Genomic DNA, 25,912 nt, shown 5'->3' with positions numbered 1-25,912 from the left:
CCCGCGAGGCGCGTGCCCGGCGGGCGGGCCGCTCCGAGCGGTTTTGCCATTCGGGGCGTGTGTTGTGGTCCTGGCCATGACCGGCGGGTTCCTACCGTCTCGCTCATGACCAGAAGCCTTCTTCTCGTCTCGCTCGCGGCGGGATCGCTCACTGCGGGGTCGCTCACGGCGCCCGCGCCCGCGACCTCCGCCGCGACCGAGCTCGCCATCCGATCCATCACCGTACGTCCAGCGGAGCCCGTCGTCGGGCCGAAGGGCTCCGTCCGCCTGGTGATCGACGTGATCGCCCGGGGAACACGGGGTAAGCACGGCGTCGCCGTCAAGGTCGAGCCGGGCTCGCCGCCGGCCCCGGCGCTCAGCTCGAAAACCCCGGCCCAGGACACGCCGGCGGCGACGCCCACGCCGTCGCCGAAGGTCTCCGCGGCTCCGCGGCTCGCCCCCGGCAGGGAGCCCGCCGCGGACCTCCCGCCGATGATGGCGTGGCGGGTGGGCTCGCCCGCCACGTCGGCGGCCGAGGGCTGGGAGACCTGGCGTTTCCTGCCCGACAAGAGGCTGAACCGCTACTACCCCACGGGCGCCTGGACGATCGCCGCCACCGCGACGGGCCCGGGCGGCGCGACGGTCACCGAGTACGAGTCGTTCCAGTTCAGGCGTGACACGAAGCTCGCCTCCGTGCGGGTGGACGGGACGGCGGGCGGAAAGGTGCGGCTGCGGGGTTCGCTGACGAGGGTCGATCCGCGCGGTCTCACCGATTACGGGCCGTTCGCCCAGCAGACGCTGGACATCCTCTGGCGTGCCGATGCGTCCTCGGCCTGGGAGCGCATCGGGGAGGTGCGTACCGATGCCGCCGGTTCGTTCGCCACGACGGTCTCGGGCCGTACCGGGGGATTCTGGCGCGTCCGCTATCCCGGAACAGGACATTACGCCGCAGACGTCTCTAAAATCCGACAAATCACGTAATAGCGCATCAAACATAAATATTTCAGCGCGCGGCCTAAACCGCTGTTGCGGAATCGTGATCAACTGCGTCGCAACTTTTCTTTACCCTTACGCGTCATTGGCCAATGACGTGCCCCGTCCGGGGCGCGTTTCAGACGGGGAAGGAATTTCCATTTTGAAGATGCGACGTCTCGCCGCCGGCCTGGCGGCCGCCGCCCTGGGCGCGACGATGGTGGCCACCGCCGCCTCGCCCGCGCTCGCCGACCCGGGCATCGACCCGGTCGCGGGCGGGCACACGAGCCTGCAGTTCGACGCGAACCCGGAGCCCGCCTGGCGGGGCCGGCCCATCACCCTTGAGGGCAAGCTCTCCGTCGAGTGCGACAAGGACTACATCAGCGGTTTCGTCTCGGTGCACCACGCCGATCACTGCAAGCGCTCCGAGCGCTGGCACCGTCTGGCCTGGAAGCGGATCGTGATCCTCTTCCAGCCGGCGGGCAGCGGCACCTGGGAATACGTCGACACGATCAGGACCAGCCGCAGCGGCTACTTCCACACGAAGGTGCCGGCTCGCACGTCGGGCACCTGGCGCGCGGTCTTCAAGGGCGCCAGGTGGCTGGACGGCGCTGAGAGCACGGACTGGGTCCGGGTCATCGGCCGCCGCTAGTCACACCACTAGTCACACCTCGAACGCCCGGCCCATCAGGCCGGGCGTTCGGCATGTGCGCCCGGCGATCGCCGCGCCGCCCGGGTCGGCTCAGTACGACACGGCCACCTGGACACGGTGGTGCCGGGGCGTCTCCGCCTCGTCCACCAGGGCGGCCGCGAGATCGGCGTACGCGAACGCGGGATCGCCCTCGGCGGACGCCGGCACCTGCCCGCCCCCGATCCGGTGACGGCCCGTCCTCGCCGCCTGCTCGTCCAGGAAGACCGGCGGCGGCGCCAGTACCACCCAGTCCAGCGCCGACTTCTCGAACACCGCTAGCTCCGCCGCGTGCCCCAGCGAGAACGCGCGGGCGTCGGCGGGGAAGCCGGGCGTGTCCACGAGCCGGACCCCGGGTGAGACCTCCAGCAGGCTGCCGATGCCGAGCGCGACCAGGCGCGACACCCCGGCCCGCGCCAGCCCGTCCACGAGCGCGTGCGAGGCCGCCGTGAAGAACTCCTCCGAGGGAACGTCCAGCCTGGCCGTGACCTGGATTGCCACGTCGTGACCCGCCGCCACCGCCGCCACCCGGTCGGCGTCGGTGACGTCCCCGGCGACCACCCGCACGTTCTCACCCGACAGATCCGGATATTTGGCGGGATCCCGCACCACGGCCGTTACTTCATGCCCGCGCCCGGCCGCCTCCGCCGCCACCCGCGTCCCGGCCCGTCCACCGGCACCGAACAGCACGAACCTGCTCATCGTCCACGCTCCGTTCTCCCGGCGACCGGACTCCCCGGCCGCCGGGAGAACGGTAGAGGGCGGAACCTCGCTTTCCGCAACGATAGTTACCTACGATGACGGGCATGGCCGAGCCTCTCGATCCGGACATGTTCTACGGATGCCCTCCTACCGCCGCGCCCATCCGCGTCGGCGACAAGTGGACCGCCAAGATCATCCGCTGTCTCGAACTGGGCCCGCGGCGCTTCACCGAGCTCCAGCGGCCGCTGCGCGGCATCACCCCCAAGGTGCTCACCGAGTCCCTGCGCGCCATGGAACGCGACGGCCTGCTCACCAGGACCGCCTACGACGAGATCCCGCCGCGCGTCGAATACGAGCTGACCACTCTCGGCCGCAGCCTCCTCGAGCCGATGAACGCCGGCTGCGAATGGTCCAGGAAACACCTGGCCGAGCTGATGCGCGCCCGCGAGACCTGGCACGCGGGCACGTCCTAGCCCGCCCCATGGGGTCCGGAGGTGCCCGGATGGGGCCCGGATGGGGCAGGGTGGGGGCATGAGAGTCCTGATGCTGGGCGGCACGTGGTTCCTGGGGCGCCGCATAGCCGAACGCCTCGCGGCCCGCGGCGACCAGCTCCTCCTCGTGCATCGTGGTTCCGATCGTTCCGCACCCGGCGTGCCGGGCGTCCATCTGCACACCGACCGCCACGATCTGGCGCGTCACACCCCCCAGATCAAGGACTTCGCGCCGCAGGCCGTGGTCGACACCCACGCGCTCACCGGCGCCGACGTGGACGCCGTCCTGCCGCTGCTGCCGCACGTGCCCACCGTGGTGCTGTCCAGCCAGGACGTGTACGAAGCGTTCACGGGCCTGCAGACGGGACGCTGCCTGGCGCCCGTGCCGATCGGCGAGGATTCCGAGGTGCGCCGGGAACGCCATCCCCACCGCGGCAAAGGCTTTCCCGGCGTGCCCGACGACTACGAGAAGCTCGACGTGGAGGAGCGGTGGCTGGCGCGCGGCGCCGTCGTCCTGCGGCTGCCGCTGATCTACGGCCCGCACGACTGGCAGCGGAGGGAGGAGCCGATCCTGCGCCGCATCCGCGCCGGCCGCGACCGCATCCCGGTCGGCGCCGCCAACCTGCTCTGGACCAAGGGGTACGTCGACGACCTGGCGACCGGCGCCCTGTCGGCCCTCGACCACCGCTCCGCCGACGGCCTGGCCGTCAACCTGGGGGAGACGGCCACGGTGACGATGGGCGCCTGGTTCGAGCAGATCCTCGGCGCCGCCGGTTCGCGAGCCCGGCTGGAACGGGTGGCGGACGACCGTATCCCGCCCGACCTGGCACTGTCGGGTGCACCCGCCCAGCACCTGGTGGTGTCCGTGGCCCGCGCCCAGACACTGCTCGGCTGGGCGCCGGGCGACCCGGCCGAGCACGTCGCCGAGTCGGTGCGCTGGCATCTGGCCCACCCGCCGGAGGACGCCTGGACGGACGAGGACACCGCAGCGGACGACGCCGCCCTCGCCGGCTGAGGCGGGGCCCGATTCGCGTACCTGGGAGGAATCGATCAAGATGGGGATGTGTTGTCGTGGCAAGGAGGGGCGATGGAAAGCGCCTCCGGGCATGCGTCATAGTCTGGTCCCCTGGCGAACGAACAGGAGGTGACGCCCCATGTTGCGAGACTCGTTCGGACGGGTGGCGACGGATCTGCGGGTGTCCCTCACGGACAAGTGCAACCTGCGCTGCACCTACTGCATGCCGCCCGAAGGGCTCGACTGGCTCCCCAACCCGCAGCTGCTCACCGCCGACGAGATCGTCCGCCTGGTGACGATCGGCGTCGAGCGGCTGGGCATCACCGAGGTGCGCTACACCGGCGGTGAGCCTCTTCTCAGGCGCGAGCTGGCCGACGTCGTCGCCCGCACCACCGCGCTCACCCCCAGGCCGCAGGTGTCGCTCACCACCAACGGCATCGGCCTGGCCCGACTGGCCGGCGCGCTGGCCGACGCCGGGCTCGACCGGGTCAACATCTCGCTCGACACGCTCGACCCGGGCACGTTCAAGCGGCTCGCGCACCGTGACCGGCACGCCGACGTGATCGCCGGGCTGGCCGCGGCCGACGAGGCGGGCCTGCGGCCCGTGAAGGTCAACGCGGTCCTCATGCGCGGCGTCAACGACCACGAGGCGGTGCCGCTGCTGCGCTGGTGCCTCGACCAGGGCTACGAACTGCGCTTCATCGAGCAGATGCCGCTCGACGCCCAGCACGGCTGGAGCCGCGAGGGCATGGTCACCGCCGACGAGATCCTCGACCTGCTGTCCGCCTCGTTCGACCTGGCGGCCGACGACCTGGAGGAGCGCGGCAGCGCCCCCGCCGAACGGTTCCTCGTGAACGGCGGGCCGGCGCGGGTGGGTGTGATCGGCTCGGTGACGCGGCCGTTCTGCGGCTCCTGCGACCGGGTCCGGCTCACCGCCGACGGCCAGGTCCGCAACTGCCTGTTCGCCACCGAGGAGTCCGACCTCAAGACCCCCATGCGCGCGGGCGCGTCCGACGACGAACTGGCCGAGAGGTGGGTGGCGGCGGTCGCGCGCAAGCGCGCCGGGCACGGCATCGACGACCCGTCCTTCCTCCAGCCCGCCCGGCCCATGTCCGCCATCGGCGGCTAGCCTCCGGCGACGCGACCGGTAGCCGAATCTCCATGGCCGCCAGAACACGAACGGCCGTGCCAGGGCTTCCGGCCGCCTCGGAACACGAACCGCGCCAGGGGATCCGGCCGCTTCGCGAGGCGAGTCCTCGTGCCGGGAAATCTCGCCGTCCCGAACGCGAGCCACCGCGTCATGGCATCCAGCCGTCCGGACCGTGGCACCGCTGCCCGAGGGACTTGTGCCCGGGGCCTGGGGCCGCCCTTCGCGCCGGGTGGTGCCCGGACCCCCGAGGTCGTGCGGGCGGAGGATGTGGTGAGGTGTGCCGGCGGGCCGGTTTCGAGCTGGGGGTGAGGGTGTGGATTTCGACGCGGTGATCCTGGCCGGGGGAGCGGCGCGCAGGCTGGGCGGAGCGGACAAGCCCGGCCTGACCGTGGGCGGGCGTACCCTGGTCGAGCACGTGGTCGCGGCCGTGGCGGGTGCCAGGAAGGCGATCGTGGCCGGCCCCGAGCGACCGATCCCGGGCGTCGTGTTCGTCAGGGAGGATCCCCCGCGCAGCGGCCCCGTGCCCGCGCTCGCCGCCGGCCTGAACGAGGTCACCGCGCCGTGGGTGGTGCTGCTCGCCGGTGACCTGCCCTTCATGACAGCGGCCCACGTGGCGGCCATGCTCCGGGCCGCCGAGCGGGCGGGCGGGGTCGTGCTGGTGGACGCGGGCGGGCGTGAGCAGTGGCTGGCCGGCGCGTGGCCGGCCGCCGAACTGAAGGCGGCGCTCGCGCACTATCAGGGACGCTCGCTCAAGGGCCTGCTGGGCCCGCTCGTGGCCGTGCGCCTGGCACTGCGCGGGCGGCCGTGGTTCGACTGCGACACAATGGACGATCTGGAGGAGGCTCGTATGAACGTGCTCAACGAATGGACCGCCCTGGCCTGCAAGGAACTCGGCATCGACCCGGCCACCGTGGACCGTGACCTGATTCTCGACCTGACCAAGGAGGTCGCCCACGGCGTCGCCAGGCCGGCCGCGCCCCTGACCGCCTATCTGCTCGGGCTCGCCCAGGGCGCCGGCACCGCGCCCGAGGACGCCGTGGCCAAACTGACCACATTGGCGAAAAACTGGTCGCAGGCGACCACCGAGACGTTGACCGACGACTGACACTCGAACGAACTGTTGAAGTCAACCCCCTGCCCCCTGAAAGTTTCCTGTGAAATGTGGGGCAGGAGGGGTGTAAACGATTTCGGGAAAGCAGCCCTACCGGACTCGCCCGGCGGCGTCGCACTGATCAAAAACTTCCGGAAAGGGGCGACGCCGGGTGGTTACGGGGGCAAACCACCCGGCGTCGCTTCATCGGCGTTCCGACGGGGGCCCGGAACGCCGGCACCAGCACTCCGACGGGGGACCGGAGCGCTTGGCTAAAGCGTACACCTACAACCCATGGGATGCGTCAAGACTTAGTCACGACCCGATCTCGCGTCGATGCAGCGGTATCTCGGTTTGGTTAGCCTCCGGCGACTGAAAGGTAGGAGGCGGGGCGGCCTGGCCCCTCTCATTGGCCCCGATTACGGCTATGTATGGCAAAAAGACCGCGCCGGCGATGAACAGCAGCCGGTACGGCCACGGAAGCGGCACCACGACCGCCAGGATCAGGCAGATCGTCCGGATGCCCATCTTGATGAGGTAGCTGATCTCACGTTTGCGGATGTCGGCGGTCAGCGACGGCCTGGCGTCGGTGACGGCGTGGACGTCCGGCTTCTTGCGCCACCCCTTCATACCTTCCACGGTAGACCTCGGATGGGCAGGGCGCGACGGCGCCCCCGGGCGTGGACGCAGGTCATGCGATCATGGCCTTCGAGTAAGGAGGATGGGGAGATGACGGACCGTACGTACCGGGTCACCGAGATCGTCGGCACCTCGGGGGAGAGCGTCGACGAGGCCATCCGCAACGGCCTCAGGAGGGCCTCACAGACGCTGCGCCACCTCGACTGGTTCGAGGTGACGGAGATCCGCGGCCACCTCGACGCCGGCGAGGTCGCGCACTTCCAGGTCGGCATGAAGGTGGGTTTCCGCCTGGAAGACGCCTGAGCGCCGGGTGCCACCGGCTAGATTGGCATACGTGAACGGTGAGTTCCGCATCCTGTTGGTGTGCACGGCGAACATCTGCCGTTCCGCCATGGCGGAGGTGATCACCAGGGCGATGCTCGCCGGCACGGGCCTGCCCGCGGCCATGGGAAGCGCGGGGGTGCACGCCCTGGCCGGCCATCCGATGGCGCCGCACGCGCTCGCCACGCTGGCCCGGCTGGGCCTCGACGGCCGGGCGCACCGGGCCAGGCAGCTCGACCCCGGCCTGGTCAGGTCGGCCGACCTGCTGCTGACGATGGAGGCCGGGCACACCGCCGTCGCGGTCGGGCTCGACCCGGACGCCGCGCGGAAGACGTTCACGCTGCCCGAGTTCGCCGCGCTCGCGGCCGGCACGGGGCAGCGCCGCTACCGATCCGACACCGCGGAGCGCGCGCGGGCGATCGTCGAGTCGGCCGCCGGGCGGCGCGGCCGGCAGCCGGCGCCCGACGTGCGCGACCCCTACGGAGGCCCGCCCGAGGGCTACGACACGTGTGCGAAGACGCTCGGCGAGTCGCTCAGCCACGCCCTGGGCGCCCTGCTGGGCCCGCGCTGAGTCCGCCGCCCGCCCGGCCGGCGCGGGTCAGCTCGCCTGGCTCACCGTGGACATGTTGAAGTCGGGCACCCGCACCGGCGGCATGACCGTGTTCTGGAAGTAGTCGCTCCACTCCCTCGCCAGCGTGCGCTCGCTCGCGCCCACCTCCGCCAGCCGCCCCAGCAGGTCGACCGGGCTCTCGTTGAAGCGGAAGTTGTTCACCTCGCCCACGATCTCGCCGTGCTCGACCAGGTAGACGCCGTCTCTGGTCAGCCCGGTCAGCAGGAGCGCCTGGGGGTCGACCTCGCGGATGTACCACAGGCACGTGACCAGGAGCCCGCGCCTGGTGGAGGCGATCATCTCCGCCAGCGAGCTGCCGTCGCCGGGACCCGACATGATCAGGTTGCCGATCGACGGCGTCACCGGGAGCCCGCTCAGCCCCGCCGAGTGGCGGGTCTGCAGCAGCGCGTCGAGGCGGCCGTCGGTGATCCAGCCGGTCGGCCCCAGCGGCAGCCCGTTGTCGAAGACCGAGCTTTCCCTGCCGGAGGCGTGGGCGATCACGAACGGCGCGCACCCGATGTCCGGCGCCCCTGGGTCGCTCGACAGCGAGACGGGCAGCGTGGCCAGCTGCTCGCCCACCCGGGTGCCACCGCCCGGCTTGCCGAACACCGAACGTCCGTCGAGCGCGTCGCGGGCGCCCGACGACCAGTACATGTAGAGCATCAGGTCGGCCACCGCGCTCGGCGGCAGCAGCGTCTCGTAGCGGCCCGCGGGCAGGTCGATCCGCGTCTTGGCCCACTCCAGCCGCTGCGCCAGCGTGGACCCGAGCGCCGCCACGTCGACGTCGGTGAAGTCGGGTGTGGACACGCCGGTCCACGCCGAGCGCTTCATGTCGGCGGACTTGGCGTTGAGCTCGAGCTTTCCTGCCGGCTGGTCGTGGCGCAGCCGCAGGCCCGTGGACGAGCCGAGGAAGGTGGTGGTCAGCTTGTGCTGGGCGTACCCGTACAGCTTGCCTCCGCCCGCCTCCGCTGCGGCGAACGCGTCGCCGAGCGCGGGGGCGAACCCCCTGAACACCCCGATGTCGGTCGGTTGCGCCGGCTCGCTCCAGTCGGGCGAGGCGGGGACGCCCGCCACGAGGTCACGGGCGTCCTCGGCGGGCTGGGCCGCGCGCGCCGCCGCGTCGGCCGCCGCCACCACGCCGGCGAGCTGGTCCTCGCGTACGGCCGACCGCGACACCACCCCGACGCCCTGCCCCGCGATCGAGATCACGGTCAGCCGCGACGAGCGGGCGACGCCGTTCGTGGTCAGCGTGTTGCCCGCGAAGCGCAGGTTGGCCGTGGAGCCCTCGTCCACCAGCACCACGCAGCCGTCGTTACGGGAGAGCTCCAGCGCCCTGTCCACCATCTCCTGAGGAGAGACGGGACTCTCCACGGATCCCTGCCCGCCGGTCCGCTCGCTGCGCTCGTTCACTTGCCGCCCTCCTGCACCGTGTTGAGGATGCGCACGCTCCTGAAAAGCGCCGCCGGGCAGCCGTGGCTGACCGGCGCCATCTGCCCCGGCTGGCCCTTGCCGCAGTTGAACGCACCGCCGAGCACATAGGTCTCCGGCCCGCCCACGGCCTCCATCGACTGCCAGAAGTCGGTCGTCGTCGCCTGGTAGGCGAAGTCTCTGACCTGCCCGGCCAGCTTCCCGTGCGAGATCCTGTACGCCCGCTGCCCCGTGAACTGGAAGTTGTAGCGCTGCATGTCGATCGACCAGCTCTTGTCGCCGACGATGTAGAGGCCCCGCTCGACGCCCGCGATGAGCTCGTCGGTGGAGGGCCCACCGGGGGCCGGCACCAGCGACACGTTGGCCATGCGCTGGATCGGCATGTGACCGGGGGAGTCGGCGAACGCGCAGCCGTTGGACCGCCCGAACCCCTGCATCAGCGCCATCCGCCGGTCGAGCTGGTAGCCGACCAGGATGCCGTCCCTGACGATGTCGAAGCTCTGCCCCTGCACGCCCTCGTCGTCGTAGCCGACCGTGGCCAGGCCGTGCGTGACCGTGCGGTCGCCGGTCACGTTCATCAGCGGTGAACCGTAGACCAGCTCGCCCAGCTGGTCGAACGTGGCGAAGCTGGTGCCGGCGTAGGCCGCCTCGTAGCCGAGTGCCCGGTCGAGCTCGGTGGCGTGGCCGATCGACTCGTGGATCGTCAGCCACAGGTTGGACGGGTCGATCACCAGGTCGTAGTCCTCGGCCTCGACCGAGGGCGCGGCCAGCTTCTCCGCCAGCAGCTCGGGCAGCCTGGCCAGCTCGCCCTGCCAGTCCCAGCCCGTGCCCGTCAGATATTCGTAACCCCTCCCGACCGGCGGCGCGATGGTCGACATGTCGTCGAACCCGCCTCCGGCCGCCTTCATCGCGTTGAGCCTGGGGTGCACCCGCACCCGCTGCTGGGTGGTGACCGTGCCGGCCGTGTCGGCGTAGAACTTCTGCTCCTTGACCTGCAGCAGCCGCGCCGAGACGTGGTCGGCCCCCTTCAGCAGCCCGGCCGACCAGTCGGCCAGCAGGCCCACCTTGTCGGCCGGCGCCACCTCGAACGGGTCGACGTCGTACGCCGACACCCACACAGTGTCGGCGTGCACCGGCTCCGGGGCCAGCTCGATGGGCTCCCTGTTGATCGGGGCGCTCACCTCCGCCACCCGCACCGCCTGCTCGGCCACCACCGCGGCGGCCTCAGAAGTCAGGTGGATGCCGGCGGCGAACCCCCACGTGCCGCCCTTGACGACGCGCACGGCGTAGCCCAGGTCGTCGGCGTCCATGGAGCCTTCGAGCCGGGCGTCATAGAGGCTCAGCGTCTCGGCCCTGACGCGTTCGAGCCGGAAGTCGGCGTGCTCGGCGCCGAGGTCGCGGGCGCGTTGCAGGGCGGCGTCCGCGAGCTGCCGCAACGGCAGCTCCAGGAAGTCGGGATCGATCTGGCGCATGTCCACGATCCTAACCCTGTGATCTTGTGTCACCCGGACAAGCGCATACCCACCGGTAGGAGATAACGTCAGGTGCCATGGCACGCTCTGTACTCGTCACCGGGGGCAATCGCGGCATAGGCCTCGCGATCGCCCGTGAACTCTCCGCGGCAGGCGACGCCGTCGCGGTCACCTACCGATCCGGGGAGCCGCCCGAGGGCCTGTTCGGCGTGCGCTGCGACGTCACGAGCATGGCCGACGTCGAGGCCGCCTTCGACAAGGTGGAGGCCGAGCACGGCCCGGTCGAGGTCGTCGTCTCCAACGCCGGCATCACCAAGGACACCTTGCTGGCGATGATGCAGGAGGAGACCTTCACCGACGTCATCGACGCCAACCTCACCGGCGCCTACCGCGTCACCAGACGGGCCATCAGGCCCATGATGCGGCTCAAGCGCGGCCGGATCGTCCTCATCTCCTCGGTCATCGGCATGACCGGCCAGGCCGGGCAGACCAACTACGCCGCCTCCAAGGCCGGCCTCATCGGCTTCGCCCGCTCCATGGCCCGCGAATACGGCTCGCGCAACATCACGGTCAACGTCGTCTCGCCCGGCTTCGTCGCCACCGACATGACGGCCGAGCTTGAGCAGGAGCAGATCGTGGCGCGCATCCCGCTCGGCCGCCAGGCCACCCCAGAGGAGGTCGCGCGCGTCGTGCGCTTCGTGGCGAGCGACGACGCCTCCTACATCACCGGGGCCGTGATCCCCGTCGACGGCGGACTTGGAATGGGGCACTGACATGGGCATTCTCGAAGGCAAGCGGATCCTCGTGACGGGCGTGCTCACCGATGCCTCGATCGCGTTCTCCGTGGCCAGGCTGGCCCAGGAGGAGGGCGCCACGGTGGTGCTCACCGGGTTCGGCCGGCTGAGCCTGGTCGAGCGCATCGCCAAGCGGCTGCCGTCCCCGGCGCCGGTGCTCGAGCTCGACGTCCGGAACACCGAGCACCTCGACACGCTCGCGGCCCGGGTGGGCGAGCACGTCGACGGCCTCGACGGCGTGGTCCACTCGATCGGCTTCGCTCCGCAGAGCGCGATGGGCGGCAACTTCCTCAACACCTCGTGGGACGACGTCGCGACCGCTCTGCAGGTGTCGACCTATTCGTTCAAGTCGCTGGCGGTCGCCTGCCTGCCGCTCATGAAGGAGGGCGGGGCCGTCGTCGGCCTCGACTTCGACGCCTCCAAGGCGTGGCCGGTCTACGACTGGATGGGCGTGGCCAAGGCCGGCCTGGAGTCCTGCAACCGCTACCTCGCCCGCGACCTGGGCAAGCAGAACATCCGCGTCAACCTGGTGGCGGCCGGTCCGCTGCGCACGATGGCCGCCAGGTCGATCCCGGGCTTCAAGGAGTTCGAGGACAGCTGGCCGGAGAAGGCCCCGCTGGGCTGGGATCTGTCCGACACGGTCCCGGCGGCCAGGGCGTGCGTGGCGCTCATGTCCGACTGGTTCCCGGCGACGACGGGCGAGATCGTCCACGTGGACGGCGGCGTCCACGCCATCGGCGGCTGAAACACCGCCACCGGCGCTCAGGCCAGGCGGTGGCGGCCGTTGCCGGCGCGGGCCGGCTCGAAGGGGATCGACTCGGCGGGCTCGCTGCGGCTGCGGCGCTGCTGGACGATGCGGGCGGCGAGCACCGCCGACCCCAGGAGCGCGATGGTCAGCGCCGTGCCCAGCACGTCGGAGGCGGGCGGGCTGGGCCGCACGATTCGCTGCTGCTGCATCGGCACGGTCAGCTCGTGCGCGAACGGATTGGGCCACAGCAGGTCGACCCGCGGCTCCTCCGGGTCGGCCCGCTTCTTGTCGGCCAGCGGGCGGCGCGTGTCCATGAGCTGCGGCCGGCTCTCGGGCCTGCGCGTCCTCGACGTGCCGGGCACGGACGAGGAGTCCTTCTGGCCCGCGCGTGGCCGCGCCGGGCGCCTGGCCGAGGACGTGGGCGGCGGCGACAGCGTGCCGTAGATCTCGCCGTCCGCGCAGACCGGCTCCGGCAGGCACACGTCCCCGGAGGACTCCCGCTCCTGCTCCGTCGTCCTGGGCGACGGGGACGGCTCGTCCGTCCTGGTGGTCTTCGGCCTGGTGGTCGGTACGACCCTGCCCACCCTGCCCAGCACCTCGCCGGTGGTCTTGTCGAGGCCGTCGGTCACCTTGCCGGTGGCCCCGCCCGTCAGGGTGTCGACCGTGCCGGTCACCGCGCCCACGACGTCGCACAACGTGTTGGTCACCCCTGAGAGCAGGCCGCCGCCCCGCGTGCAGTCCTGGGTGGCCGCCGCCGCGGCCGGTGCCGCCACCGGAACGGCCCCCAACGCCACCGCGAGAACTCCAGCCGAGATCGCGGTCCTGCTCCCCATCCGTCCCCTCCTGCGTTGACTCAGGGAGAAATCCTGATGGACATCCCCGGTGGGACGCAGGCGTTTGCCGGGTAAAGTTGCGATTCGGTATCGACTAGTGATACACGAGAGAGTCTCTCGTTCCCGGTCAGTCGAGTGACGACACGTCATCGAGGGCCTCTCGGATCTCTATGGGCAGCACCACGTCTTCGGCGGGCAGGACGCCCTTGAGCTGCGCGTGCGTACGCGCTCCGACGATGGCGGAGGCGACACCGGGCTGGTCACGCACCCATGACAGCGCCACCGCAAGGGGAGAGACGCCGAGCCCGTCGGCGGCGGTCATGACCGATTCGACCACGCGCCGGCTGCGCTCGTCGAGATAAGGGCGGACGAAGTCGGCGAAGTGCGGGGTGGCGGCGCGCGAGTCGCCAGGGACACCGGCGCGGTATTTCCCCGTCAGCACCCCCCGGCCCAGCGGCGACCAGGCCAGCATGCCCACGCCGAGGTGGGTGGCGGCGGGCAGCAGCTCGCGCTCGGGCTCGCGGGCCAGCAGCGAGTATTCGGCCTGCGCCGAGGTGATCGGGATGCGGCCGGGGATCATCTTCTGGGTGACCGCGGCGGCGGCCAGTTGCCAGCCGGCGTAGTCGCAGACGCCGGCGTAGACGGCGCGGCCGGAGGAGACGATCGCGTCGAGCGCGGCCAGCGTCTCCTCCAGCGGCACCTCGGCGTCGTAGGTGTGCAGCTGCCAGAGGTCGACGTAGTCGAGCCCGAGCCGGTTGAGGGAGTCGTCGACGGCGGCGATCAGGTGGCGCCTCGAGGCGTCGCGGGGCCGCCGGCCCGTGGGGGTGACCACGGCCTTGGTGGAGATCACCAGCTCGGAGCGCGGCACCGAGTCGCGCAGCATGCGTCCCAGCAGCCGCTCGGAGTCACCGCCGGTGTAGACGTCGGCCGTGTCGACGAGGGTGCCGCCCGCGTCGAGGAACGTGCGGAGCTGGGCGGCCGCCTCGTCCGTGTCGGTGTCACGCCCCCAGGTCATCGTGCCGAGCCCCAGCCTGGACACCGACAGCCCGCTGTGGCCGACATAGCGCTGCTCCATGATCCCGCCAGATTACCAACAAGAAACCTGCTCAGCAGGCTGCCGCTCCGCTGTTGTCGGTGGTCAGGGCTGTAGCGGCGGCCCGCCATACGGTTTTCTCCTCGGCCGGCAGGAGATCTGCTCGGCGGGCTGTCGTCCGTGGTCCGCGGGGGAGCGGCGGCCCGTCGTGCGTTCGGGCGGATGGGCCGTTGTGATCGACGCCTGCGACACTGGCAGGGTGACCACGTTGCTTCTCGCCCGGCACGGGCTGACGGATCTCACAGGGCCGGTGCTGGCCGGCCGTACACCGGGGGTGCATCTGAGCGAGGCGGGCAGGGCGCAGGCCGCGGCGCTCGCCGGGCGCATCGCGGGCGTCGGGCTCGACGCCATCGTCTCCAGCCCGCTCGAACGATGCCGGGAGACGGCCCAGGCGGTCGCCGACGGGCGCGCGGCGGAGGTGGTGATCGACGAGCGGTTCATCGAGTGCGGATATGGCGAGTGGACCGGGCGGCCGCTGAAAGAGCTCGCCCGCGAGCCGCTGTGGCAGGTCGTCCAGGCGCATCCGAGCGCGGCGGCCTTCCCCGGCGGCGAGGCGCTGACGGCGATGCAGCACCGGGCGGTCGCGGCGGTCAGGGAGTGGAACGAGCGGGTCGGGGAGAAGGGTGTCTACCTGATCTGCAGCCACGGCGACGTGATCAAGGCGATCGTCGCGGACGCGCTGGGCCTCCACCTCGATCACTTTCAGCGGATAACAGCCGATCCTGGAGCGCTCACCGTCATTCGCTATGCGCCCCTGCGTCCCTTTGTGCTCAGGCTTAACGATATGGGGGAATTGAGGCTTCCCGAGGATTCGGAGGAGAAAGACGGGGGAGAAAACATCACCGGGAGCGATGCTGCCGTCGGCGGCGGACCCGGAACCACGTAAGGTCAGGCTATGCCGGTCTTCGACTACGACCCACCAGAGAGGTTCGTCGCCGGTGCCTTGGGGCAGCCGGGCGCGCGGGTCTTTTTTCTGCAGGCCAGGGCCGAGGGCAGACTGACCACGGTGGCGCTGGAGAAGTTGCAGGTCGCTGCGCTGGCGGGCAGGCTCGACGAGCTGCTTGACGAGGTGTTGCGCCTCAGCGGAGGCACCGCGCACGTGCCCGCGCTGGCTCCCGCCGACCTGGCCGACGACGCCCCCCTGGACGTGCCGGTCGCGGAGGACTTCCGGGTGGGGACCATGGCGCTCGCGTGGGACTCGGACAGATCGCAGGTGGTGATCGAGGCGCAGGAGGCCGTCGACGAGGACGACCTCGACGGCCCCGATCCCGCGGTGCTGCGCGTGCGCATCAGCGCCGGGGCCGCCCGGGCCTTCACCCAGCGAGCGCTTCAGATCGTCGCGGCGGGCCGCCCGCCGTGTCCCCTGTGCGGCCAGCCGCTCGACGCGGCCGGTCACGTGTGCGTCCGTCTCAACGGCTACCGCGGGGGTGAGGCGGCTTCATGACCGCTCCTGAGAGCGAACCGGCCGTCAAGTCGTCCCAGCCGCCGCCCCTGCACGAGGACGAGGCGCACACGCTCTTGCGTGACGGCCGCCTGGAGGTGGCCGGCCGCCTGGTCGAGGCGACCAACATGACGCTCTACTGCTCGGTCAAGCTGGGCTCCCGCACGGCGGCCTGCGTCTACAAGCCCGTACGCGGTGAGCGCCCGCTGTGGGATTTCCCCGACGGCACCCTGGCCGCCCGCGAGGTGGCCGCCTACGAGGTGTCCCAGGCGACCGGCTGGCGCGTCGTGCCGCCCACGGTCTACCGCGACGGTCCTTTCGGGCCCGGCATGTGCCAGCTCTGGATCGACACCGAGCGTGAGATCGACCTCATGCGGCTGGTCAAGAGCCGCAACCCGGTCGTGCGCCGGATGGCGGTGTTCGACGCCGTGGTCAACAACGCCGACCGCAAGGGCGGTCACCTGCTGCCGCTGCCCACCGGCCACGTCTACGGCGTCGACCACGGGGTCTGCTTCTCCGTCGAGGACAAACTGCGCACGGTCTTGTGGCAGTGGCGCGGCAAGCCGCTGGCCCGCGAGGCGGTGGCGGTGCTGGCCAAGCTGGAGCGCGATCTCGAGTCGGGCTCGCTCGGGCGCAGGTTGCGCGAGCTGCTCACGCCGGCGGAGGTGGAGGCCACCTGGCAGCGCGTCAGGCGGCTGCTCGACACCGGCGTGCACCCCTACCCGCCGGAGGGCTGGCCCGCCATCCCCTGGCCGCCGATCTGACCGGACCCCGAGCGGCACGCGACTTGGGCCGTTTATTACCCTTTGCCCATGTGCACGCTGATCGTGAGAACCGGGCGGACGCTGACGCTCATGGGTGTGAGAGACGAGTTCACCGACCGTCCGTGGGAGGGCCCGGGTGAGCACTGGCCCGAATATCCGGGTGTGATCGGCGGGCGCGACCTCAAGGCCGGCGGCACCTGGCTGGCCGTCAACCCGGCGGCCCGCCGCGCCGCCGCCCTCCTCAACGGCCGCGGCCGGGCAGCGCCGGAGACCACGAAGATCTCCCGGGGCGACCTGGCGCTGCGGGCCGCGTACGGCGGGGGCTTCCCCGACACCGGCCTGACCGGCTACGACCCCTTCCATCTGGTGCTGGCCGACCTGTCGCGGGTGCGGCTGTTCAGCTGGGACGGCGAGCGGCACACCGAAGCCGAGCTGCCCGGGGGCACCAGCATGGTGGTCAACACGGGCCTGGATCCGGAAGACGAGCGGGTGCTGGCCTACCTTCCCAGGTTCGCCGAGACGAGCGGCTGGCACGAGCTGGCCACGGCGGAGGCGTCCTCCGACCCGGCCGCGCTCATCGTCCGGCACGAGCTGGCCGACGGCCGCGTCTTCGCCTCCCTCTCGGTGATGGAGGTCGAGATCGAGCCCGGCGGCGTGACGTACGACTTCACCGACCTGGCCGCAGATCGGGACGGATAGGCTCGAAGACATGCGATCGTGGTCTGCCCCGAACATACCCAAGCTCCCTGGTGAGAGCATTCCGCTGCGTCTCCACGACACCTCCGCGAAGCAGGTCCGGCAGACCGATCCGGGGCCGACCGCCAGGATGTACGTCTGCGGCATCACCCCCTACGACGCCACCCATCTCGGCCACGCCAACACCTACCTCGCCTTCGACCTCGTCGGCCGGTTGTGGCGCGACGCTGGCCACGAGGTGCATTACACGCAGAACGCGACCGACGTGGACGATCCGCTGCTGGAACGGGCCACGCAGACCGGCGTCTCCTGGCGCGAGCTGGCGGAGCGGGAGATCGAGCTGTTCCGCGGCGACATGGAGGCGCTGCGGATCGTGCCGCCCCGCGAGTACGTCGGCGTGACCGAGGTCGTCGGCCAGGTCGCCGATCTGATCACCAGGCTCTCCGCCAAGGGCGTCACCTACGACCTCGACGGCGACGTCTACTTCAGCGTGGCCGACGCGCCGAAGTTCGGGCAGGTCTCCGGCTACGACGAGGACGAGATGCTGGCGCTGTTCGCCGAGCGCGGCGGCGACCCCGACCGGCCGGGCAAGCGGCACCCGCTCGACTGGCTGTTGTGGCGCGCCGAGCGGCCGGGCGAGCCCGCCTGGGACTCGTCTCTCGGCAGGGGCCGGCCCGGCTGGCACATCGAGTGCACCGCGATCGCCCTCGACCACCTGGGCGCCGGCTACGACGTGGCCGGCGGCGGCTCCGACCTGATCTTCCCGCACCACGAGTGCGGCGCCTCCGAGGGCCACGCGGCCACGGGGGAGTGGCCGTTCGCCAAGTTCTACACGCACGCCGGCATGGTGGCGCTCGACGGCGAGAAGATGTCGAAGTCGAAGGGCAACCTGGCCTTCGTCTCCAAGCTGCGCGAGCAGCACGACCCGATGGCGGTCCGGCTCGTGCTGCTGGCCCACCACTACCGCGCCGACTGGGAATACGTGCCCGAGCTGCTGGCCGGGGCCGAGCGCAGGCTAAAGCTGTGGCGCCGGGCCACGGCGCTGCCGTCGGGGCCGCGGGCCGGCGAGGTTCTGACCGCGGTGCGCGAGCGTCTGGCCGACGACCTCGACGCGCCGGGCGCGCTGGCCGCCGTCGACGCCTGGACCGCCGAGGCGCTGGCCGGCGAAGGCCCGGACACCGGCGCGCCCGGCCTGGTCAAGGACCTGGTGGACGCCCTGCTCGGCGTGGAGCTCTAGCAGCAGGGGAAGAACCGCCGATCAGCGCCCGCCAGGGGACGGCTGATCGGCGCCCGCCGGGCGGCGGCCGATCGGTGGCCGTCCGCCCGCGCTGCCCCTCGCCGGCTGGCCATCGAACACATCGAGCACATCGAGGCCAGCAGGGCCGCTTACGAGACCCGGGCCCGATGACCTTCTGACCGGGAGCCCTCGCAGGCGCCCGGCGGGGCCCGCGCTAGGTGAGGCAACCCCTGGCCGCGGTGACCTCGGCCGACATGTTGCGCTCCATCATGCGCAGCGCCGCCAGCCCGAGGTCGCGGTGGATCGCCGCCACGCAGTCCGGCGGCACCATGATCGAATAGTGCCGGATGTACGCGTCCAGCGCGCTGTACAGGATGCACTGCTCGGTCACCTGGCCCGTCAGCAGGACCGTGTCCGTCCCCAGCTGCCCGAGCAGGTACTCCAGCGGCGTCCCGAAGAACGCGCTGTGCCGCACCTTCGGCAGGAACGAGCAGTCCGCCGGGGGCACGATCGGTGCCACCAAATCCGGCCGGTGGCCACCGAGTGCCCGCGCCACCAGGTCGTCCCTGGTCGCGGCGAAGTCGCCGTAGTTGTCGTTGACGTAGATCAGGTCCACGTCGTCGCGCGATCGTGCCCGGCCGATGAGCTCGGCGAGCGGGGGCAGGATCGGCTGGACGGCACGCTCCAGCGGCTCGGCGTCCGCGTGCTTGTACGGGTTCAGCATGTCGACGACGACCATCGCGGTCCTCGCCATGATCAGACCTGGAGCTGTTCGAGCTGGTCCATCGAGGCCAGCTCGGCGGTGAACCACTCGATCGTGCGCCTGAGCCCCTCGGCCGCCGGCACCCGCGCCCGCCAGCCCAGCTGCTCGGCCGCCAGCGACGTGTCGGGCCGCCTGACCTTGGGATCGTCGGCGGGACGGTCGATGAAGACGATCTCCGACGACGACCCGGCCAGGTCCTTGATCATCGTGGCCAGCTCCAGCATGGTCAACTCGTCCGGGTTGCCGATGTTGACCGGGCCGCCGAAGTGGCTGCGGGCCATCGCGAGGATGCCCGACACGGTGTCGTCCACGTAGCAGACCGAGCGCGTCTGGGAGCCGTCCCCGGTGATGGTGATCGGCTCGCCCTTCAGCGCCTGCCTGATGAACGTCGGGATCGCCCGGCCGTCGAACGGGCGCATGCGGGGCCCGTAGGTGTTGAAGATGCGCACGATCCCGGTGTCGGTGCCGCGCGAGTGGCGGTAGGCGGTGGTCAGCGACTCGGCGAAGCGCTTGGCCTCGTCGTAGACGCTGCGCGGGCCGACCGGGTTCACGTTGCCCCAGTACGTCTCGCGCTGCGGATGCTCCAGCGGGTCGCCGTACACCTCGCTGGTGGAGGCCAGCACGAACCTGGCGCCCTTCTCCCGGGCCAGCCCCAGCGCGTGCAGAGTGCCGGCGCTGCCCACACGCAGGGTCTCGATCGGGTAGCGCAGGTAGTCGGCGGGCGAGGCGGCCGAGGCGAAGTGCAGCACGAGGTCCAGCCGGTCGGGTACGTGCACGTACCCGGTCAGGTCGCACTCGATCAGCCGGAACTCCGGCCGGTCCATCAGATGTTCGACATTGCGCGGCCCGCCGGTCAGGAAGCTGTCCATGCAGATGACCTGCGCGTCTTCCTCCAGCAGCCGCTCGCACAGATAGGAGCCGAGGAACCCGGCGCCCCCGGTGACCAGAGCCCTCATGACGTGACCTCCAAGGCAGCGTCGACGACTTCGGAAACTTCGATCTTCAACAGGCCGGGATCGGGCCGCTCCCCGTGCGGATCCCCGTTCCGCCCGGCCCACAGAGCCACGTGACGCCAGCCGGGCGGCGGCCCCCACAGGGCGGGGGAGACCGGCCCGAACAACACCACCGACGGGACGCAGAACGCCGTCGCCAGGTGCGCGACCCCGGTGTCGCCGCACACCACCAGCCGCGACCGGCTGACCAGGTCGACCAGGTCGGCCATGGTGGTCCGCCCGGCCAGCACCCGCCCAGGCGGCAGTCCCGCCCGCTCGGCGACCCGCCTGGCCAGCGGCGTCTCCTCGGCGTTCCCCGTGACGACCACGTCGTCGAGCGCGGCGGCGACCTCCGCGAAACGTTCCGGCGGCCAGCGCCGGGCGGGGTAGGCGGCGCCCGGGTGCACGATGGCGGGCCCCGTACGGTCGGAGACGCCGAGCGTCAGGTCGGTGGGATCGGCGTCGATGCCGTGCCATTCCAGCAGCCCGCACCAGCGCCGCACCTCGTGCACACCCTCCGGGTACGGCGGGCCCGTGCCGAAGCTGATCAGCCGGCCGGGACCGGTGTCCCGCAGCGCCGCGATGCTCTGCGGGCCCTTGCCGTGCAGGTTCACCGCGATGTCGGGGCGCTCGAACGGCACCCTGTCCATGGGGATCGGCCCCGGCCCCGACACGTCCACCTGCTCGTCCACCGCCCCGGTCAGCGGCGGCAGGGCGTCCAGCGCCCGCGGCGCCGCCAGCGTGATCCGGTGCCGGGGAAAGGCCTGCCGCAGCGCCCGCAGCGCGGGCACGGCCGTGAGCAGGTCGCCCAGGCCGAGCCCGCGGAGCACCAGGAGATCTAGGGCCATGACGTCTCCGTGGACGGGCAGACGACGAGCTCTCTCACCTCGCATCCGGTCGGCTGCCGCAGCGCGAAGACGATGGACTGGGCGACGTGGGCCGGATCGTTCAGCCCGGCCTCGGGCCCCGGCTTGTACTGCTCGGGACGGCCGTCGAAGAAGCTCGTACGCATGCCGCCAGGGATCAGCAGGGTCACCCCGACCTGCCCGCGCAGCTCGGTCGCCAGCGCCCTGGTGAAGCCGACCACGCCGGATTTCGACGCCGAGTACGCCGACGCGTCGCTCAGCGGCCGCAGCCCCAGCGTCGACGCGCAGGTGACGACCGTGCCGCGGGTGTGCTGGAGGTACGGCAGCGCCGCGCGCACGACGGAGGCCGTGCCGAGCAGGTTCACCCGGATGACCCGCTCCCAGTCGTCGGCGGGCACGTCCTCCAGGCGCCCGCACGCGTCGATGCCCGCGGCCGTCACCACGCCGTCTAGGCCGCCGGCCCGCTCGGCCAGCTCGCGTACGGCCCGCTCGGCCTCCCCCCGGTCGGCCAGGTCGGCCGTGACGTGGTCAAAACGCTGGTCGGGCGCTCGGACGTCGACGACCAGCGCCCGCCAGCCCTCCTTCTCCACGGCCTCGGCGGTGGCCAGTCCGAGCCCGGAGGCTCCCCCGGTGATGAGAATGTTCACTGGATCTCCTTGATCAGATTGGTGGTCGAACGCCCCGGCAGCGTGCTCAGCACGACGGTCTCCGCGCCGAGCCTGCCGAGGACATCGGATTCGGGCAGGACCTCCCCCTCGTAGTCGCCGCCCTTGACCCACACGTCGGGCCGCAGCCGCTCGATGGCGGCCGCCGGGGTGTCCTCGTCGAACACCAGCACGGCATTCACGCAGCTGAGCGCCCTGAGCACCTCGACCCGGTCGCGCGCGTCCACGATCGGCCTCGGCGGGCCCTTCAGCCGGCGTACCGAGGCGTCGGAGTTGACGCAGACGACGAGCGCGTCGCCGAGGGCCCTGGCCCGCCGCAGCAGGCTCACGTGGCCCGCGTGCAGCAGGTCGAAGCAGCCGCCCGTGGCGATCAGCCGGCCGCCCTGAGCGCGGGTGAGCTCGGCCACCTCCAGCGCCGTGCGCGGCCGGTCGCCGAGCCGCTGCTCGCGGACCTTGACGGTGGCCGCGCCGCCGCGCTCGACGAACCGCGAGGCCTCGCCGACGCCGATCGTCACCGCGTCCTGCGCGTCGGTGCCGTCACGCAGCGCGAGCGCGGCGGCGGTGGCGAACCGGTCGCCCGCCCCGCAGGCGTCCTGCCCGGCGGCGCGCACCGGCGGCGGCACCGCGGTCAGCGGGCCGCCCTCCAGGGCCAGCGCGGCGCCCCGCTCGCCGGTCGTGACGGCCACCGCCCTGGCCTGCATGGCCCGGACCAGGCAGCGCGCCGCCTGGTCCGGTCCGTGATAGCCGTCGGGGCACAGCAACCGCGCCTCCGCCTCGCTCGGCGTCACCAGCGCGCAGCCGGGCATGGGCCGTTCGCCTCGGGGATGCGGATCCCACACCACCGGAACGGCGACGTCGCGCAGCAGCCCGCGGGCCATCCTGGCCACACCCCTGCCGTAGTCGGACACCAGCACCGCGCCCGCCTGGAGGATCGCCTGCGCCGCCTCTTCGCTGGGGGCGTACCTGGCGGCGCCGTCGCCGGTGTCCAGCCTGACCAGCGTCTGGCCCCTCGACCTGATCCTGGTCTTGCGCACGGTGCCGCCGCGCAGCGGGAGGCGTACCAGATCGAGCTCCTCGGACAGCAGCCCGCACAGGCGGTGGCCGTCGGGGTCGTCGCCCATAGCGGTGATCAGCACGACGTCGGCGCCGTCGCGGGCGGCCAGCAGCGCGGCCAGGCCCGCCCCGCCGGGGCGGGCCTGCTCGGCGGCCACGTCGACCACGGGAACCGGCGCGTCAGGGCACAGCCGCTCCGCGTCGCCTTCGACGTCCACGTCCAGCAGCGAGTCGCCGATGACGACGAGCGGCCCCCTCACAGCGCCTCCTCCACCGCGTCGCACAACAGGTGGATCAGCGCGAGGTGCACCTCCTGCACGGTGGCCGTCTCCTCCGCCGGCACCGCGACCGCCTCGTCGCACAGGCCGGCCAGCGGGTTCGGCGCGGGGCCCGTCATGGCCCAGGCGACGATCCCGCTCTCCTGCGCCGCCGCGCCCGCGGCCAGCACGTTGGGGCTGCGGCCGCTGGTGGACAGGCAGATCAGCACGTCTCCCGCGCGGCCGTGCGCCAGCACCTGGCGGGCGTAGACCTCCTCGTGGCCGAAGTCGTTCGCGATCGCCGTCAACGCCGAGCCGTCGGCGTGCAGCGGGATCGCCGCGTAGGGCCGCCTGTCGTGCCGGAACCTGCCGACCAGCTCGGCCGTCAGATGCTGGGCCTCCGCGGCGGAGCCGCCGTTGCCGCAGGCCAGCAGCCTGCCTCCGGCGCGCAGCACACCGGCCAGCTTCCCTCCCCAGGCCCGGACGGCGACCGCGTGGTCATCGACCTTTTCCAGCGTGTTCCAGAGCTTCTCCAGATGAGCATCCATGATCAACCCCCCAGGGCCGCCAGATGGCCGACCTTGCCGTCGATGACCTGCGCGTACACGGCCTCCGTGCGCTCGGCCACGCGGGCCCAGCCGTACCTCTCGCGGGCCCGGCGCGCCCCCGCCGCGCCCAGCTCCGCCCGCCTGCGCGGGTCGCCGAGCACCTCGCGCAGCACCCTGGCCAGGGCGCGCGGGCGGCGCGGCGGCACCAGCACGCCGGCGCCCGCGACCGTGTCCAGGTGGCCGCCGACCGCCGAGGCCACGACGGGGACGCCGCACGCCATCGCCTCCACCGGCACCATGCCGAACGGCTCGTACCACGGCACCGTGACCACGACGTCGGCCGAGCGCATCAGCGCCGGCACGTGCGAGCGCGGCACGCTGCCGATCACGTGCACACGGTGCTCCAGCCCGTACGCCCGGGCCAGTTCGCGCAGCCGGCGCGTCTCCGCGTCGTCCTGGCCGCCGCCGGCGATCACCAGCTCGGCGCCGGGCACCCCGCGCATTGCCCTGACGACGGTGTCGACACCCTTGCGCGGCACCATCCTGCCGATGCTCAGCACCAGGCTGCCCTCGGTGCGGGGCGCGGCCGGCCCCTCGGGGCAGAACGCGGTCAGGTCCACCCCGCACGGCACGACCGCGACCCGCTGCTCGGGCACGCCCATCGCGCGCAGCTCGTGCACCTCGTCGGTGCAGGTCGCGAGCACGGCGTCGGCCCGCTTGGCGATCTCGCGCTCGGTGGCGATCCGGTGCGCGGGGCTGGTGTCCGCCCCGCCCTGCCAGCGCCGCTTGACGGTGCCGAGCGCGTGGAACGTCTGCACCACCGGCACGCCGGCGCCCGCCTGCAGTACCGCCTGCAGGGCTGCCTGCCCGCTCATCCAGAAGTGGGCGTGCACGATGTCCGGCGGGCGCGCGGCCCACCGGCCGGCCAGCCGCTCGGTGAACTCCGGCATGTACGGAGCAAGCTCGTCCTTGGGGACCTGGGCCGCGGGGCCGGCAGGGACGTACTCGACCGTCACGCCCGGCGCCATGGTCACCGAGGCGGGCTGCGAGCCGCGGCTGCGCCGGGTGTGGACGACCACCGTGTGCCCGCGCTCCGCCAGCGCCACGGCCAGCGCGGCGACGTGCACGTTCTGGCCGCCCGAATCGACGCCGCCCACCGCCGCGAGCGGGTCCGCGTGCTCGGAGATGAGATCCACCTTCACTGCGTCAGCTCCCTCACTGCCTTGACCACCTGCTCGCCGGTCACCTGGGACAGGCATGGGTGCCCGGGCACCGGGCAGGTGCGCGCCCTGCTGCCCCGGCAGGGTGCCTGCTGGTCGCCGAGCACCACCGTGGGCACGCCGTACGGGGCCCACCGGACCGCGGGGACGACGGGGGCGAACAGGCTCACGACAGGAGTGCCGACGGCCGCGGCCAGGTGCGCGGGGCCGGTGTTGCCGGCCACCAGCACGCCCGCGTGCTCGATCACGGCGGCCAGTTCGGCGAGGGTGGTCATCCCGCCCAGGTCGACGGCGACGTCTGCGGCCACGTGGGCGGTGAGGTCACGTTCTGTTCCGGTCACGACGACCTGGTGCCCGTCCTCGGCCAGCTCCCGCACCGCCTGCCGGTGCAGGCCGGCGGGCCAGGTGCGGGCGGGGGCCGAGGTTCCGGGGTGGACCACGACGTACGTGCGCTTGTCAGCGCCGGACGTGTTCCCCAAAAGTCCCAAAATATCCGGCAATGGCCGGCGAACAGCGAGTTTTCCGTCATCGTCCGGCGGCAGCAGGAACCCGGCCGCCGCGGCGACGGCCAGCATCCGCTCCGCCTCCGGCACGTCGACGTTCTCGTCCACGACGTGCCTGACGTCCAGCAGCGAGCCGGGATAGTCGTTGCTGATGGCGGTGATCCTGCGTACGCCCGCCAGCCTCAGCAGCAGCGCCAGCGGGAGCGCCGACTGGTGGAACGACGTCAGCACCACCGCCTCGTCCACGCCGCGCAACCGGCCGACGAGGCCGGCGACGTCGTTCCTGCTGACCGGCGGCGGGGTGTGGTCGATCCACGGGGCGTGCCACTCGATCACGTGGTCCACGCCCGGCAGCAGCTCGGCGGCCGCCCTGCCGTTCGGGCCCGCCAGGAAGACCACCTCGGCGGCGAGCGTCCGCACGGCCCTGACGGCAGGTCCCGCGAGCAGCACGTCACCCGCGTCGTCGAGGCGTGCCACGAGCACCCGCCCCCGGCCCGCGCCGCTCCGCACCGGCTCTCCCCGCTCGGCCGTGTCGTGCCCGCTCTCCTGCCCGGATCTGTTGTGCCCGTACCTGTCGTGTGCGGCCCGGTCCCGCCCTCTCCTGCCCCGCTCCGCGCGCCGGCCCGTGCTCGTGTGCTCGCCCGCGCGTCTCCCGGCGCCCCCGCGTCTGCCACCACCGGGCCTGCCGGTGTAGGCGGGCGCGCCCTCTGTCTGGCACGGGTTCGAGCCGCACGACACCGTTTCCGCCCAGCGAGCGCTCATCGCCGCGCCCTCCATTCCCCTCGCAGCCGGTGCACGCAGGCGACCGGCGGGATCACCACGCTGGTGACGGCCATCCGCAGCACCTCGGCCGGGGTACACGGCCCCGGCGCGATCCGGCGC

29 protein-coding genes are annotated in these 25,912 nt (G+C 72.2%); 15 read left to right on the top strand and 14 right to left on the bottom strand.

Annotation, left to right across the window (positions count from 1 at the left end; genetic code table 11):
* Positions 1-105: 105 nt before the first annotated feature.
* Both E1294_RS39125 and E1294_RS39120 read left to right on the top strand, forming a co-directional pair.
* Positions 106-960: a hypothetical protein gene (locus E1294_RS39125; protein ID WP_132516018.1), complete on the top strand. Its 855-nt coding sequence runs from the start codon at positions 106-108 to the stop codon at positions 958-960.
* A gap of 160 nt (positions 961-1,120) precedes the next feature.
* Complete coding sequence (locus tag E1294_RS39120; RefSeq protein ID WP_132516017.1) at positions 1,121-1,603, top strand: hypothetical protein; 483 nt, start codon at positions 1,121-1,123, stop codon at positions 1,601-1,603.
* A 90-nt stretch (positions 1,604-1,693) separates the two neighbouring features.
* Here E1294_RS39120 and E1294_RS39115 read toward each other — a convergent pair whose 3' ends face one another.
* Positions 1,694-2,341, bottom strand: coding sequence for an NAD(P)-dependent oxidoreductase (locus tag E1294_RS39115; protein ID WP_181958623.1), 648 nt, complete (start codon positions 2,339-2,341; stop codon positions 1,694-1,696).
* A 104-nt stretch (positions 2,342-2,445) separates the two neighbouring features.
* On the opposite strand from E1294_RS39115, the gene E1294_RS39110 reads away from it, so the two are divergent.
* The 4 genes from E1294_RS39110 to E1294_RS39095 all read left to right on the top strand — a co-directional run bounded on the left by E1294_RS39110 (position 2,446) and on the right by E1294_RS39095 (position 6,102).
* The gene (locus E1294_RS39110) at positions 2,446-2,814 is read left to right on the top strand and encodes a winged helix-turn-helix transcriptional regulator (RefSeq protein WP_181958622.1); all 369 of its coding nucleotides are present in this window, start codon (positions 2,446-2,448) and stop codon (positions 2,812-2,814) included.
* Between the two features lie 58 nt (positions 2,815-2,872).
* Positions 2,873-3,847, top strand: coding sequence for a Rossmann-fold NAD(P)-binding domain-containing protein (locus tag E1294_RS39105; protein ID WP_132516016.1), 975 nt, complete (start codon positions 2,873-2,875; stop codon positions 3,845-3,847).
* A gap of 139 nt (positions 3,848-3,986) precedes the next feature.
* Entirely contained in the window at positions 3,987-4,976 is a 990-nt protein-coding gene (gene moaA / locus E1294_RS39100; protein WP_132516015.1) for a GTP 3',8-cyclase MoaA, read from the top strand.
* A gap of 334 nt (positions 4,977-5,310) precedes the next feature.
* Complete coding sequence (locus E1294_RS39095) at positions 5,311-6,102, top strand: NTP transferase domain-containing protein (RefSeq protein WP_220448175.1); 792 nt, start codon at positions 5,311-5,313, stop codon at positions 6,100-6,102.
* A 300-nt stretch (positions 6,103-6,402) separates the two neighbouring features.
* Here E1294_RS39095 and E1294_RS39090 read toward each other — a convergent pair whose 3' ends face one another.
* A complete protein-coding gene (locus tag E1294_RS39090; protein WP_132516013.1) occupies positions 6,403-6,717 on the bottom strand; it encodes a DUF3099 domain-containing protein in 315 nt (104 codons plus the stop codon).
* Between the two features lie 99 nt (positions 6,718-6,816).
* On the opposite strand from E1294_RS39090, the gene E1294_RS39085 reads away from it, so the two are divergent.
* Together E1294_RS39085 and E1294_RS39080 are read left to right on the top strand one after the other, a co-directional pair.
* Positions 6,817-7,029 (top strand): dodecin, encoded by a 213-nt coding sequence (locus E1294_RS39085; protein WP_132516012.1) that lies wholly within the window; start codon positions 6,817-6,819, stop codon positions 7,027-7,029.
* Between the two features lie 31 nt (positions 7,030-7,060).
* Positions 7,061-7,618, top strand: coding sequence for an arsenate reductase/protein-tyrosine-phosphatase family protein (locus E1294_RS39080; protein WP_132516011.1), 558 nt, complete (start codon positions 7,061-7,063; stop codon positions 7,616-7,618).
* A 27-nt stretch (positions 7,619-7,645) separates the two neighbouring features.
* Here the strand turns inward: E1294_RS39080 and E1294_RS39075 are convergent, their stop codons facing one another.
* Both E1294_RS39075 and E1294_RS39070 read right to left on the bottom strand, forming a co-directional pair.
* A complete protein-coding gene (locus E1294_RS39075; protein ID WP_132516020.1) occupies positions 7,646-9,001 on the bottom strand; it encodes a metallopeptidase TldD-related protein in 1,356 nt (451 codons plus the stop codon).
* A 62-nt stretch (positions 9,002-9,063) separates the two neighbouring features.
* Positions 9,064-10,557, bottom strand: a complete 1,494-nt coding sequence (locus E1294_RS39070; RefSeq protein WP_132516010.1) for a TldD/PmbA family protein — start codon at positions 10,555-10,557, stop codon at positions 9,064-9,066.
* Between the two features lie 77 nt (positions 10,558-10,634).
* On the opposite strand from E1294_RS39070, the gene E1294_RS39065 reads away from it, so the two are divergent.
* Together E1294_RS39065 and fabI are read left to right on the top strand one after the other, a co-directional pair.
* The gene (locus E1294_RS39065) at positions 10,635-11,330 is read left to right on the top strand and encodes a beta-ketoacyl-ACP reductase (RefSeq protein ID WP_132516009.1); all 696 of its coding nucleotides are present in this window, start codon (positions 10,635-10,637) and stop codon (positions 11,328-11,330) included.
* 1 nt (position 11,331) lies between these two features.
* Positions 11,332-12,096, top strand: coding sequence for an enoyl-ACP reductase FabI (gene fabI, locus E1294_RS39060; RefSeq protein ID WP_132516008.1), 765 nt, complete (start codon positions 11,332-11,334; stop codon positions 12,094-12,096).
* 17 nt (positions 12,097-12,113) lie between these two features.
* Here the strand turns inward: fabI and E1294_RS39055 are convergent, their stop codons facing one another.
* Both E1294_RS39055 and E1294_RS39050 read right to left on the bottom strand, forming a co-directional pair.
* Positions 12,114-12,932: a hypothetical protein gene (locus E1294_RS39055; protein ID WP_132516007.1), complete on the bottom strand. Its 819-nt coding sequence runs from the start codon at positions 12,930-12,932 to the stop codon at positions 12,114-12,116.
* A 127-nt stretch (positions 12,933-13,059) separates the two neighbouring features.
* Positions 13,060-14,007, bottom strand: coding sequence for an aldo/keto reductase (locus tag E1294_RS39050; protein WP_132516006.1), 948 nt, complete (start codon positions 14,005-14,007; stop codon positions 13,060-13,062).
* A gap of 217 nt (positions 14,008-14,224) precedes the next feature.
* Between E1294_RS39050 and E1294_RS39045 the strand changes: the two genes are divergently transcribed.
* Genes E1294_RS39045 through mshC form a run of 5 tightly spaced genes read left to right on the top strand, consistent with a single transcriptional unit; the run spans position 14,225 to position 18,163 of the window.
* On the top strand, positions 14,225-14,911 hold the full coding sequence (locus E1294_RS39045) for an MSMEG_4193 family putative phosphomutase (protein ID WP_132516005.1): 687 nt from the start codon (positions 14,225-14,227) through the stop codon (positions 14,909-14,911).
* Positions 14,912-14,920: 9 nt separating this feature from the next.
* Positions 14,921-15,469, top strand: coding sequence for a DUF3090 domain-containing protein (locus E1294_RS39040; protein WP_132516004.1), 549 nt, complete (start codon positions 14,921-14,923; stop codon positions 15,467-15,469).
* Positions 15,466-16,230, top strand: coding sequence for an SCO1664 family protein (locus E1294_RS39035; protein WP_132516003.1), 765 nt, complete (start codon positions 15,466-15,468; stop codon positions 16,228-16,230). The genes E1294_RS39040 and E1294_RS39035 overlap by 4 nt, the downstream gene beginning before the upstream one ends.
* A 48-nt stretch (positions 16,231-16,278) precedes the next feature.
* Positions 16,279-16,929: an NRDE family protein gene (locus E1294_RS39030; protein WP_132516002.1), complete on the top strand. Its 651-nt coding sequence runs from the start codon at positions 16,279-16,281 to the stop codon at positions 16,927-16,929.
* A gap of 10 nt (positions 16,930-16,939) precedes the next feature.
* Positions 16,940-18,163 (top strand): cysteine--1-D-myo-inosityl 2-amino-2-deoxy-alpha-D-glucopyranoside ligase, encoded by a 1,224-nt coding sequence (gene mshC / locus E1294_RS39025; RefSeq protein WP_132516001.1) that lies wholly within the window; start codon positions 16,940-16,942, stop codon positions 18,161-18,163.
* A gap of 214 nt (positions 18,164-18,377) precedes the next feature.
* Here mshC and E1294_RS39020 read toward each other — a convergent pair whose 3' ends face one another.
* Genes E1294_RS39020 through E1294_RS38985 form a run of 8 tightly spaced genes read right to left on the bottom strand, consistent with a single transcriptional unit; the run spans position 18,378 to position 25,540 of the window.
* Positions 18,378-18,917: a cysteine hydrolase family protein gene (locus E1294_RS39020; RefSeq protein ID WP_132516000.1), complete on the bottom strand. Its 540-nt coding sequence runs from the start codon at positions 18,915-18,917 to the stop codon at positions 18,378-18,380.
* Positions 18,918-18,919: 2 nt separating this feature from the next.
* Complete coding sequence (locus E1294_RS39015; RefSeq protein ID WP_132515999.1) at positions 18,920-19,882, bottom strand: UDP-glucuronic acid decarboxylase family protein; 963 nt, start codon at positions 19,880-19,882, stop codon at positions 18,920-18,922.
* The gene (locus tag E1294_RS39010) at positions 19,879-20,766 is read right to left on the bottom strand and encodes a glycosyltransferase family 9 protein (protein ID WP_132515998.1); all 888 of its coding nucleotides are present in this window, start codon (positions 20,764-20,766) and stop codon (positions 19,879-19,881) included. The genes E1294_RS39015 and E1294_RS39010 overlap by 4 nt, the downstream gene beginning before the upstream one ends.
* On the bottom strand, positions 20,757-21,431 hold the full coding sequence (locus E1294_RS39005; RefSeq protein WP_132515997.1) for an SDR family oxidoreductase: 675 nt from the start codon (positions 21,429-21,431) through the stop codon (positions 20,757-20,759). The genes E1294_RS39010 and E1294_RS39005 overlap by 10 nt, the downstream gene beginning before the upstream one ends.
* Positions 21,428-22,762, bottom strand: coding sequence for a PfkB family carbohydrate kinase (locus E1294_RS39000; RefSeq protein ID WP_132515996.1), 1,335 nt, complete (start codon positions 22,760-22,762; stop codon positions 21,428-21,430). Before E1294_RS39000 ends, E1294_RS39005 begins: the two co-directional genes overlap by 4 nt.
* On the bottom strand, positions 22,759-23,307 hold the full coding sequence (locus E1294_RS38995) for a D-sedoheptulose-7-phosphate isomerase (RefSeq protein ID WP_132515995.1): 549 nt from the start codon (positions 23,305-23,307) through the stop codon (positions 22,759-22,761). Before E1294_RS38995 ends, E1294_RS39000 begins: the two co-directional genes overlap by 4 nt.
* Before the next feature lie 2 nt (positions 23,308-23,309).
* Positions 23,310-24,509 (bottom strand): glycosyltransferase, encoded by a 1,200-nt coding sequence (locus tag E1294_RS38990; protein WP_132515994.1) that lies wholly within the window; start codon positions 24,507-24,509, stop codon positions 23,310-23,312.
* The gene (locus E1294_RS38985) at positions 24,506-25,540 is read right to left on the bottom strand and encodes a glycosyltransferase family 9 protein (RefSeq protein WP_220448176.1); all 1,035 of its coding nucleotides are present in this window, start codon (positions 25,538-25,540) and stop codon (positions 24,506-24,508) included. The genes E1294_RS38990 and E1294_RS38985 overlap by 4 nt, the downstream gene beginning before the upstream one ends.
* Positions 25,541-25,912: the final 372 nt, after the last annotated feature.

This window comes from Nonomuraea diastatica (genome assembly GCF_004349015.1).
GTDB classification, from domain to species: Bacteria; Actinomycetota; Actinomycetes; order Streptosporangiales; family Streptosporangiaceae; genus Nonomuraea; species Nonomuraea diastatica.
The sequence above is the reverse complement of the archived record's forward strand: the minus strand, read 5'-3'. Positions and strand labels throughout refer to the sequence as shown.